The sequence below is a fragment of the Streptacidiphilus anmyonensis genome (assembly GCF_000787855.1).
Lineage (GTDB): Bacteria > Actinomycetota > Actinomycetes > Streptomycetales > Streptomycetaceae > Streptacidiphilus > Streptacidiphilus anmyonensis.
The window spans coordinates 21,115-31,314 of sequence record NZ_BBPQ01000002.1 but is presented as its reverse complement, the minus strand read 5'-3'; the positions used below and the strand labels follow the sequence as shown (position 1 = coordinate 31,314).

Here is a 10,200-nt window from a genome sequence, read left to right as displayed (position 1 = left end):
GGCTGGGACGGACACCGCTACTGGTTCCGCGCCGACGGGGAGTGGCGGTGGACCACCCACTACGACATCTACCGGCGCCACGCCGACGGCAGCGGCGGCATACGCCAGGGCTGGGACGGTCAGCGGTACTGGTTCCGCAAGAACGGCGAGTGGCGTTGGACCACGCACTACGCCGTCTACCTCACGTACGCGGGTCACGGGCGCCCCGCCCCGCGCCCAGGCCCTGGCGCCCCGAACCCGCTTCCGGACCCGAACCCCGCGCCGGCTCCCGGCCCGGTCGCCGTCACCGTCAGCGTCGAGGCGGCCATCGGGTTCGCTGAGGCGCAGCTCGGCAAGCCCTATGTCTGGGGCGGCGACGGGCCCTCCGGCTACGACTGCTCGGGCCTGGTCCAGCAGGCGTTCTTCCGCGCCGGGATCAAGCTCCCGCGCGTCGCGGCCCAGCAGTACCGGGCGACGACCCCGGTCCCGCCCGGTCGGCTGCGCCGCGGCGACCTGATCTTCTGGTCCTCCAGCAGCAGGTCCAGCGGCATCCACCACGTGGCGATCTACCTCGGCGGCGGCCGCTACATCGAGGCCCCGCACCGGGGCGCGGACGTGCGGATCTCCGTCCTGTCGCGCGGCTACTACCCGGACTTCCTCGGCCGCGTCACGTGAGCCGCTCCGCTGCGTTCCGCCGTGCGAGCGGCGTTCATCGGCTGATCATCCCGGCAGGCCCACAATCTGCACTTATCTGCGATGATGCGAACAGTGGGCCTGGCGGGCGACGCGTGCGCTTCCGGCTTCCGCGCTTAACGCATCCGTAAACCGCAGAGGTGAGACTGTAGCCATGGGCAAGCAGCAGGAGTTCGTGCTCCGCACTCTCGAAGAGCGGGACATCCGTTTCGTCCGGCTCTGGTTCACCGACGTCCTCGGGTTCCTGAAGTCCGTCGCGGTTGCCCCGGCCGAACTCGACCAGGCCTTCGAGGAGGGCATCGGGTTCGACGGCTCCGCGATCGAGGGCTTCGCCCGCGTCTACGAGTCCGACATGCTGGCCAAGCCGGATCCGGGCACCTTCCAGATACTGCCGTGGCGCTCGGAGGCGCCGGGCACGGCCCGCATGTTCTGCGACATCCTCATGCCGGACGGCTCCCCGTCCTTCGCGGACCCGCGCTACGTGCTCAAGCGCACCCTGGAGAAGGCCTCCAGCCTCGGGTTCACCTTCTACACCCACCCCGAGATCGAGTTCTTCCTCCTCAACAACCTCCCGGGCGACGGCACCCCACCGCTGCCGGCGGACCAGTCGGGCTACTTCGACCACACCCCGCGCGGCGTCGGCCACGACTTCCGCCGACAGGCCATCACCATGCTGGAGTCGATGGGCATCTCGGTGGAGTTCAGCCACCACGAGGGCGCGCCGGGCCAGCAGGAGATCGACCTGCGCTACGCGGACGCGCTGTCCACGGCCGACAACATCATGACCTTCCGCCTGGTCATGAAGGAGGTCGCGCTCGAACAGGGCGTGCACGCGACCTTCATGCCGAAGCCCTTCTCCCAGCACCCGGGCTCGGGCATGCACACCCACCTGTCCCTCTTCGAGGGCGACCGCAACGTCTTCCACGAGGCAGGCGCGGAGTACCAGCTCTCGAAGATCGGCCGCTCCTTCATCGCCGGCATCCTCCGCCACGCGGCGGAGACCTCCGCGATCACCAACCAGTGGGTCAACTCCTACAAGCGCATCTGGGGCGGCAGCCAGCGCGCCGCCGGGGCGGGCGGCGAGGCCCCCTCCTACATCTGCTGGGGCCACAACAACCGCTCGGCCCTCATCCGCGTGCCCATGTACAAGCCGGGCAAGCAGGGCTCCACCCGCGTCGAGATCCGCAGCCTCGACACGGGCTGCAACCCCTACCTCGCCTACTCCGTCATCCTCGCCGCCGGCCTCAAGGGCATCGCCGAGGGCTACGAACTCCCCCCGGGCGCGGACGACGACGTCTGGGCCCTCACCTCCCTGGAGCGCCGCGCCCTCGGCATCGAGCCCCTCCCGCAGAACCTCGGCGAGGCCATCGACCTGATGGAACGCAGCGAACTCGTCCGCGAGACCCTCGGTGAGCACGTCTTCGACTTCTTCCTGCGCAACAAGCGCCAGGAGTGGGAGGAGTACCGCTCCGAGGTCACCCCGTTCGAACTGCGCCGCGGTCTGCCGGTGCTTTAGCCGCATCGATGCGGCGTCCCGGGCACGACGAAGGGCCGGACCACGGTGGAGATCGATCCACAGTGATCCGGCCCTTTGCCGCCTGATGCGTCGTCAGGGCAACAGCCGCGCCTGGAGTCTCTCCTCGACGACGCGGCCCGCGTCGTCGACTGTGACCCGGTAGCCGCCGGCGTTCGGTGTGGTGGAGACGACGAACGGGGCGGCGCCTGCCGAGGGGAGGACCACGGCCGCGCCGTTGTCCGCCGCGTATCCGGAGCGGGGGCGGGCGTCTGGGCGGGTCGCCCAGGTGTGGAATAGCTCGCGACGCCCCGGTTCGTCGTAGTGCGGGCAGAAGCCTCCCGGGAGGAGGGCGAGGCCGTCCTCGAAGACGGCCAGGTCGCCGAAGGAGTCGGTGACGCCGCCCTCGAACCAGCACATCGCGCCCGCGCTGACGCCGGCGAGGACGGTGCCGCGCGCGTGGGCTTCGGACAGGATGCGGTCGACACCGTGTACGCGCCACACCGCCAGCATGTTGGCCGTGTTGCCGCCGCCGACGTAGACCACGTCCTGGGCCAGCAGCAGCGACCGCAGGTCCTCGGCCGTGCGCCGGAACAGTGAGACGTCGACGGCGGCGCAGTCCCGCCGTGCGAACGCGCGGTGGAAGCGGAGCACGTAGTTCTCGCTCTCGCCGGAGGCCGTCCCGAGGAAGGCGACCTTCGGTCGCGTGCCGCGCGGGTTCGCCTGCGCGAGCACGAAGTCGTCCATCCACGAGGACTCCTCGAGGGAGAAGCCTCCTCCGCCCATGGCGATCACTGTCACCGTGCCACCCCCGTGCTCCGTAGGCCCGCCGCGCCAGCGTTGATCACGAACGGCCAGGCTGCCACCGGAGCGTGACGTTCGTCCAGCCGAATTCACCCCGGGGGACGGCTGCGTCCCTCCCTTGTGGCGTTGGCCGCCCCCTGCTTTGATGGCTCGTCGGCCGCGCCGCGGACGGCTGTGATCAGGGGGGATGGCGGTGAGCGGAGAGATGCTGCTCGCGTCCGGCGGTGCCGCCGGTGTCGGCGGGTACAGCGTGGGGTGGCTGACCTTGTCGCTCATCAACGCGGGTCTGGCCCAGGGCAAGGGGCGCTCGGGGCTGAACTGGTGGCTGCTCTCTCTCGTGCTCGGCCCGTTGGCGACGTTGCTCGTCGTGATCCGGCCGCCGGCGGAGACGCCGGCGGTCCAGGCGCTGATGGACCTCGCCATCGCCGACGCCGAAGCCGAAGCCGAAGCTGAAGCCCGAGGCGAGGGCGGTGCCGCCGACCGCTGAGCCGCGCGGGGCAGTTCGCCCCGTCCTGCGCCTACTCCGGCCCGGTCCGGGTGTTCGAAGGACGTAGGGTCGGGGAGGATCGTGTGCGGGGGATCCCAACCAGGCGGACTGCGGCGGCGCGGAGGCGAGTGGCGTTGGAGACGGAGCGCGGCGGGTCGCGGCGGAGCAGCCCGGTGGGACGGCTGGTGCGGCGCGGCTTCACCGACCCTGAGGCCGCGGCGGCGCGGCTCGCCGAGCCGGCGCTCGCGGCGCACGCCGCCGACACCGTGCTGCTGGACGCCCTCGCGGCCACCGCCGATCCGGACCAGGCCCTGAAGGGCCTGGCCGGGCTTGTCGAGGCCTGCGCGGACGAGGCCGAGCGGCACGCCCTGCTCGACACGCTCACCACCGCCAAGCCGCTGCGGGACCGCCTTCTCGGCGTCCTCGGCGCCAGCGCCGCCCTCGGGGAGCACCTCGCCCGGCACCCGCACGACTGGCACGAGCTGGTCACCTTCGAGCTGCACGACATCCACCCCGGGCCGGAGGAGTTCGTCCGGCGGCTCTACCAGCACATCTGGGAGGAGCAGCCCGGCGTCCCCCGTGCGGACGCGCTCCGCACCGGCTACCGCCGCCTGCTGCTCAGCGTCGCCGCCCGGGACCTCACCGGCACCGCCGACCTCGGGCAGACCGCCGCCGAGCTGGCCGACCTCGCCGGGGCGACGCTCCAGGCCGCCCTCGACATCGCGGCCGAGGAGGACCCGGACGCGGCCCGCGCCTGCCGGCTCGCGGTGATCGCGATGGGCAAGTGCGGCGGGCGGGAGCTCAACTACGTCTCCGACGTGGACGTGGTCTTCGTCGCCGAACCCCGCGACACCGCCGACCACGAGCCGGGCGACCCGGACGCCTCCCTGAAGGCCGCCACCCGCCTCGCCTCCCGCATGATGCGGCTCTGCTCGGACAGCACCCGCGAGGGCACCATCTGGCAGGTGGACGCGAACCTGCGCCCGGAGGGCAAGAACGGGCCGTTGGTCCGCACCCTCGCCAGCCACCTCGCCTACTACCAGCGCTGGGCCAAGACGTGGGAGTTCCAGGCCCTGCTGAAGGCCCGCCCCGTCGCGGGCGACGCCGAGCTCGGCCGGGAGTACCTCGACGCCGTCACCCCGATGGTCTGGCAGGCCTCGCAGCGTGAGAACTTCGTGCAGGACGTGCAGCAGATGCGCCGCCGCGTCGTCGAGGCGATCCCGGCGAACGAGGTCGAGCGCGAGCTGAAGCTGGGCCCCGGCGGGCTGCGCGACGTCGAGTTCTCCGTGCAGCTGCTCCAGCTCGTCCACGGCCGTACCGACGAGTCGCTGCGCAGCGCCACCACCCTCACCGCCCTGGCCGACCTGTCCGCCGGCGGCTACGTCGGCCGCGCCGACGCCGCCGCGCTCGACAGCGCCTACCGCTTCCTGCGCACGCTCGAGCACCGGATCCAGCTGTTCCAACTGCGCCGTACCCATCTGGTGCCGACCGCCGAGCAGGATCTGCGCCGCCTCGGCCGCTCCCTCGGGCTGCGCGCCGACCCGGTCGCCGAGCTGCTCGCGGAGTGGAAGCGGCACGGACGCGAGGTGCGGCGCCTGCACGAGAAGCTCTTCTACCGTCCGCTGCTGGACGCCGTCGCCCATCTGGACCTGGAGGAGGCGGGCCTGACCACCCGCCTCGACGGCGGCAACGCACTGAGCGCGGACGCCGCGCAGGCGCGCCTCGCGGCGCTCGGTTACCGGGCGCCCGCCGACGCGTTCCGGCACCTCCAGGCGCTCGCCACCGGCGTCAGCCGCCGTGCCGCGCTGCAACGCACGCTGCTGCCGGTGATGCTCGGCTGGTTCGCCGAGTCCGCCGACCCCGACGCGGGCCTGCTCGGCTTCCGGAAGGTCTCCGACAGCCTCGGCTCGACCCCCTGGTACCTGCGGCTGCTGCGCGACGAGGGCGCGGCGGCGGAGAACCTGGCCCGGATCCTCTCGTCCGGCCGCCTCGCCCAGGACCTGCTGCTGCGCGCCCCGGAGGCGGTCGCGCTGCTCGGCGACGCCGACGGCCTGGACCCGCGCTCCCCGCAGATGCTGGACCGCGAGGTGGCCTCCGCGGTCGGCCGCGCGGACGACGCGGCGGCGGCGGTCGCGGCGGCCCGCTCGGTGCGCCGTCGGGAGCTGTTCCGCACGGCGGCGGCCGACGTGCTGGGCCGTCTGGGTGACACCCCGGCCGAGTCCGTGGAGGCGGCCGGGCTGGCCCTGACCGGCCTCAACCGGGCCACGCTCGCGGGCGCGCTCGCGGCCTGCGTCGCGGCGGCGGAGGCGGCGGCCGGGGAGCCCCTCCCGACGCGGCTCGCCGTCATCGCCATGGGCCGCTTCGGCGGCGACGAGCTCGGCTACGGCTCGGACGCGGACGTCATGTTCGTCCACGACCCCCTGCCGGACGCCGACGAGACCAAGGCGAGCAACTCGGCCCGCCAGGTCTTCGAGGAGCTGCGCCGGTTGCTCCAGCTGCCCTCGACGGAGCCGCCGCTGCAGATCGACGCGGATCTGCGGCCGGAGGGCCGCCAGGGTCCGCTGGTGCGCTCCATCGCCTCCTACGCGGCCTACTACCGACGGTGGTCGCACACCTGGGAGAGCCAGGCCCTGCTGCGGGCCAAGCCGGTCGCCGGCGACCGGGGTCTCGGGGAGGAGTTCGTCGCCCTGATCGACCCGCTGCGGTACCCGGCGAAGGGGCTGGACGCCGGCGAGCTGCGGGAGATCCGCAGGATCAAGGCGCGGGTGGAGGCCGAGCGCCTGCCGCGCGGCGCGGACCCCACCACCCACACCAAGCTGGGGCGCGGCGGCCTCGCCGACGTGGAGTGGACGGTGCAGCTGCTGCAGCTCCAGCACGGCCACACGGTCCCAGGACTGCGCACGACCCGCACCCTGCGGGCGCTGCGCGTGGCGGTGGACGCGGGCCTGCTGGACGCGGAGGCGGCGGAGGCGCTGGGCTCCGCATGGGTGCAGGCGACGCGGGTGCGCAACGCGGTCATGCTGGTGCGCGGCCGCGCGGGCGACAGCTTCCCCGCGGAGCCGCGGGAGCTCGCGGGCGTGGCCCGCTACCTCGGTTACGGCGAAGGCCACGCGGGCGAGATGGTCGACGACTACCGCAGGACGGCCCGGCGGGCCCGCGAGGTCATGGAGCACGTCGTCTACGGCGAGTGACCCTGACGCCCCTCAGGCACTGCGGTCAGCGCGTGGCGCCGACCGGCTGGGGCTCGGATTCGGGCTGGGGCCGCGGCGCGGGCGCGGCCTTCGGGAAGCTGTAGGGCCACCGGCGGTACACCAGCCGGGACGCGCCGAGACCGATGAACGTGCAGCACGCGCCGGCGATCGCGTCCATGAAGAAGTGGTTCGCCGTGGCCACGATGACGATCAGCGTCGTCAGCGGGTAGACGACGCCGAGCGCCCGCACCCACGTGCGCTTCGCCAGGAAGAAGATGGTGACGCCGCACCAGAGCGACCAGCCGATGTGCATGGACGGCATGGCGGCGAACTGGTTCGAGACGTGGGCCATGTCGCCGGAGGCCATGGAGCCCCAGGTGTGGTGCTTCTCGACGGTGTCGACGAATCCGCCGTCGGTCATCAGGCGGGGTGGCGCGAGCGGATAGAAGTAGTAGCCGAACAACGCGAAGCCGGTCGTCACGAAAAGTGAGAGGCGGGCCGCCGCATAGCGTCCGGAATGCGCGCGGAACAGCCACACGAGAACGGCGATTGTGACGATGAAGTGGAGAGTCGCGTAGTCGTAGTCCAAGCCGGTGATCAACCACGTGACCGAGTCGAGGCCGTGGTTGATTGAACGCTCCACATCGATATGCAGCGTCTGTTCGAGTGCCCAGATGTCGTGAGCATTCCGCTGCGCGCGGGCCTCCATCTCGGGGACCGCGTTGCGGACCATGGAGTAGATCCAGTAGCTCACGGCGATCAGCAGCAGCTCGATCCACAGGTGGGGACGGCCCGGCGAACGGAAGTGTCCGCGCACCGACCAGAGCAGGTTACCCACGGGCTTCCTGGTGCTGGTGCGTGCTCCTGATGCCTTCCCCATGGGTGAGTAGTCTGCCATGCGGCCTGGGGTCTCCTGATCACCCTCTGGTCGGGGATTCGTCGCCCGAAATACCCCTCAGGTCCTAGTGGACCAAATACCGGGAGCCGCCGCCCGCTGGGGGCGACGGCTCCGAGGTCGGTCACGTTCTGTTATTTCCAGCTGTCGTCAAGGGTGACGGAGCCGGAGGAACCGGTCGTACAGGTCCGGTTGGCGCCGGACTCCCAGGTGACGTTCCCGGCCGCGTCGATGACGATGTACTTGTACTGGAAGTTCGTATTCGGGGTGATGCTGAGAGTTGTAGCCCAAACGGGGTAATTGGCTGAGGAGAGCGGGACGGCCTTGGTCGGGTCCCAGAACCCGAGCGCGGCGATGCTGCCGACGACGTAGACGTTCTGTCCGGGCACGGTCGACTTCGTCTCGTCGAAGCTCACCCCGACGGGGCTGGTGGCCGGGGTGTTCCAGGCGTCGCCGAGCGTGGCGGCGGTGGTGCCGGTGGTGGCGCCGCGGTTGGCGCCGGACTCCCACTCGATCGTGCCGTCGGGGTCCTTCTTGACGTACTTGTACTGGAAGGCGGTGTCGGCCGGCAGCGCGACGGCGGCGGACCAGACCGGGTACGCGGCCGACGAGAGCGGCACGGCGTTCGCGGTGTTCCAGTCGCCGAGCGCCGGGAGCGATCCGACCACGTAGAGGTTCTGGCCGTACCAGGTCGTCGCGTTCACGTCGAAGGTCTCGCTGACGGCCGCGACGGAGCCGTTGTAGCCGTCCGTCAGCGCGGCGGTGGCGCCCGAGCCGGTCGTGGCCGAGTGGTTGGCGCCGGGCTCCCAGGTGACGTTCCCCGAGGAGTCCTTCTCGATGTACTTGTACTGGATCGCCGTGGTCTGCGGGAGGTCCACCGTGACCGTCCAGGTCGCGCCGGACTGCGTCATCGGCAGCGCCGAGGCGGGCGCCCAGCCGCCCAGGCCGCTGACGGAGCCCACCAGGTACATCGGGGCGCTGGTCGGCGCGCCGCTGACGGTGAAGGTCTCCGCGACGGTGCCCGCCGACGGGGCGCTGGTGGACGTGCTCGTGGACGTGGGCGTGCTCGTAGGCGTGGGCGAGGCGCTCGGGGTCGCGCTCGCGCTCGGCGTCGGGGACGGCGTGGTGGTGGACGTCGTGAGCGCGTAGAGGGCGACCGCGTCCTTGGCCGCGACCGAGACGGTCGCGTCGCCGTTCGCGTCCACGGCGACCGTCGGGCCGGAGCAGGCGCCGGTCGAGGCGGTGTAGTCGCCGTGGATGACGTCGCAGTAGGTGCCGGCGGGCAGACCGGTCTGGAAGGTCCGGGTCTGCGTGGTGTTCTCGTTGTTGATGGTGATCCACGCCTTGTCGCCGCGGGAGAAGGCGATCAGGTTGGAGCCGTCGTCGTACCAGTTGGCCACCGCGGCGCCCTGGGCCGCGTTGTGCCAGCCGACCATGTTCGCGACGCCCTGGATCCGGTCGGTGCAGTACCAGCCGTTCGAGCAGTCGGTGGCGGTGACGTAGCCGTTGCCGTCGGCAGGCGGCGAGTCGTCGGTGCTGTTCCAGGTGAAGCCGGAGTAGACGGAGGGCTGGGTGCCGTATCCCCAGGCCAGCATGAACTCGTTGGCCAGGGTGAAGACGGCGCCGTTCTTGTAGCTGAGGGTGCTGCCGTTGCGCTCGGTGTCGTGGTTGGCCACCATCGCGCCGTCGGAGGCGCTCGGCTCCAGGCCCCAGGACTGGCCGAAGGTCCTCAGGTTGGCGATGCTGCCGGTGAACTGGTTCTTCAGGTTGTCGGCGTAGTCGAAGCCGATGACGCTGCCGTCGCTCTCGAAGGCCGACGGCGCGAGGTTGCCGCTGCTGCCGGGGTAGACCTCCTGGAGCACGTAGGGGCGGGCGCCCCACTGCGTGTTGTTCAGCCGGGACTCGATGTTCGCCATGTCGGCCTGGTTGATGTGCTTGGCCGAGTCGACGCGGAAGCCGTCGACGCCGTAGCCGATCAGCTTGTTGAGGTAGCCGGCGATCTTCGACCGGACGTCGTCGGTCTCGGTGTAGAGGTCCGCCAGGTTCTCCAGGTCGCACTCCTGGACCTGGGTCTGGCTGTTCCAGTCCTGGATCGACAGGTCCGCGTTCGGGCAGTTGGCGGGTGAGGTGTGGAAGTCGGCCGAGGTGTAGGGGACTTCGCCGTAGCTGCGGGAGGAGACGTTGAAGCTGTCGCCGCCGTAGGAGTCGGTGCTGGTCTGGTCGGTGCCGGACATGTGGTTGATGACCGCGTCCGCGTAGACCTTGACGCCCGCGTTGTGACAGGCCGTCACCATCGACTGGAACTGCGCCTCGGTCCCCATGCGGCTGTTCAGGTCGTAGCCGACGGGCTGGTAGATCTCCCACCAGGGGTGGGAGCCGGAGAGGCGGATCGAGTCCTGCGGCGGGGCCACCTGGACCGCGCCGTAGCCCTTCGGCCCGAGGACGTCCCTGCACTCCGAGGCCACCGAGGGCCAGTTCCACATGAACAGGTTGGCGATCACGTCGCCGCCGTTCGGCGCGCTGGCGTGCGCGGTGCCGCTGGCCAGTGTGAGCGGTACCAGGGTGCCGGCGGCGAGCAGGGCACTGGACGCGAGCAGGGCGCGCCATCGGGTCGATTGTCTCGGCATCTGCGGCTCCG

General features: G+C 71.4%; 7 protein-coding genes. 4 read left to right on the top strand and 3 right to left on the bottom strand.

Annotated elements, in window-relative coordinates; translation table 11 throughout:
• The coding region (locus tag TR50_RS42245) for a C40 family peptidase (protein WP_160311068.1) at positions 1 to 654 on the top strand (654 nt) is incomplete at its 5' end.
• Between the two features lie 172 nt (positions 655 to 826).
• On the top strand, positions 827 to 2,188 hold the full coding sequence (gene glnA2 / locus TR50_RS02765) for a gamma-glutamylpolyamine synthetase GlnA2 (RefSeq protein ID WP_042413468.1): 1,362 nt from the start codon (positions 827 to 829) through the stop codon (positions 2,186 to 2,188).
• 93 nt (positions 2,189 to 2,281) lie between these two features.
• On the opposite strand, the gene TR50_RS02760 is transcribed toward glnA2, so the two are convergent.
• Positions 2,282 to 2,986 (bottom strand): Type 1 glutamine amidotransferase-like domain-containing protein, encoded by a 705-nt coding sequence (locus TR50_RS02760; protein ID WP_236654235.1) that lies wholly within the window; start codon positions 2,984 to 2,986, stop codon positions 2,282 to 2,284.
• Between the two features lie 208 nt (positions 2,987 to 3,194).
• On the opposite strand from TR50_RS02760, the gene TR50_RS43895 reads away from it, so the two are divergent.
• Both TR50_RS43895 and TR50_RS02750 read left to right on the top strand, forming a co-directional pair.
• A complete protein-coding gene (locus tag TR50_RS43895) occupies positions 3,195 to 3,476 on the top strand; it encodes a hypothetical protein (RefSeq protein WP_042413462.1) in 282 nt (93 codons plus the stop codon).
• Between the two features lie 128 nt (positions 3,477 to 3,604).
• Entirely contained in the window at positions 3,605 to 6,667 is a 3,063-nt protein-coding gene (locus TR50_RS02750; RefSeq protein ID WP_042413459.1) for a bifunctional [glutamine synthetase] adenylyltransferase/[glutamine synthetase]-adenylyl-L-tyrosine phosphorylase, read from the top strand.
• Positions 6,668 to 6,692: 25 nt separating this feature from the next.
• Here the strand turns inward: TR50_RS02750 and TR50_RS02745 are convergent, their stop codons facing one another.
• Both TR50_RS02745 and TR50_RS02740 read right to left on the bottom strand, forming a co-directional pair.
• Positions 6,693 to 7,565, bottom strand: a complete 873-nt coding sequence (locus TR50_RS02745) for a phosphatase PAP2 family protein (RefSeq protein WP_152648220.1) — start codon at positions 7,563 to 7,565, stop codon at positions 6,693 to 6,695.
• A 131-nt stretch (positions 7,566 to 7,696) separates the two neighbouring features.
• Entirely contained in the window at positions 7,697 to 10,189 is a 2,493-nt protein-coding gene (locus TR50_RS02740; protein WP_063774978.1) for a carbohydrate-binding module family 20 domain-containing protein, read from the bottom strand.
• Positions 10,190 to 10,200: the final 11 nt, after the last annotated feature.

Coding starts and splice junctions, on each gene's coding strand:
- glnA2 (WP_042413468.1), top strand. CDS start 827: ATGGGCAAGCAGCAGGAGTTCGTGCTCCGCACTCTCGAAGAGCGGGAC.
- TR50_RS43895 (WP_042413462.1), top strand. CDS start 3,195: ATGCTGCTCGCGTCCGGCGGTGCCGCCGGTGTCGGCGGGTACAGCGTG.
- TR50_RS02740 (WP_063774978.1), bottom strand. CDS start 10,189: ATGCCGAGACAATCGACCCGATGGCGCGCCCTGCTCGCGTCCAGTGCC.
- TR50_RS02745 (WP_152648220.1), bottom strand. CDS start 7,565: ATGGCAGACTACTCACCCATGGGGAAGGCATCAGGAGCACGCACCAGC.